Source organism: Ralstonia sp. VS2407, from assembly GCF_052950655.1.
In genome coordinates, this window is record NZ_JBRFVG010000185.1 from 1 (window position 1) to 496 (window position 496).

Below are 496 nucleotides of genomic sequence, written 5' to 3' on the forward strand. Positions count from 1 at the left end.
CGGCAAGCCCGGCGGGCAACGCGAGGCCGCGCGCCGCGGGTGAATCGGTATCGGCCGAATCGACGTCGGACGACTGCGGCGCGGCGGCGCGTTTGCGGCGCGGTGTGGCCACGCCCTTGCCCGCGCCCTTGCCGTTGCCGTTGCCCTTGCCGCTTCTCGCGCCGTTTCCGGTATTCGTGCCCTCGCGCTTGCTTGCACGCTTGCTTGCACGCTTGCTTGCGCCCTTACCCGCGCCCGCAGTCCCGTTCGACACGGTGCGCGGCGCACGCCCGCTCGTCTTCGCTTCGGCGCGCCCTTTCGGCACTGAAGCGCGCGCCCGCTTCGGCGCGGCGGCGTCGCGCTCCGTCGGCTCGGCCGCGCGCCCGCGCCTCGCCCGCGCGGACCGCGCGCCGCCGAGCACGCTGCCCGGCCGTGCGCGCAGCACGTCGTAGTCCGCTTGGTCGCGCGCGTCGCCGTCGCGTTCCTTGATCAGCAGCCATTGCTCGTGCTTGCCGCC

At 75.0% G+C, this 496-nt stretch carries 1 pseudogene; it reads right to left on the minus strand.

Annotated elements, in window-relative coordinates:
• Positions 1-496, minus strand: a pseudogene (locus ACU8YE_RS24530) (DNA ligase); the annotation flags it as partial.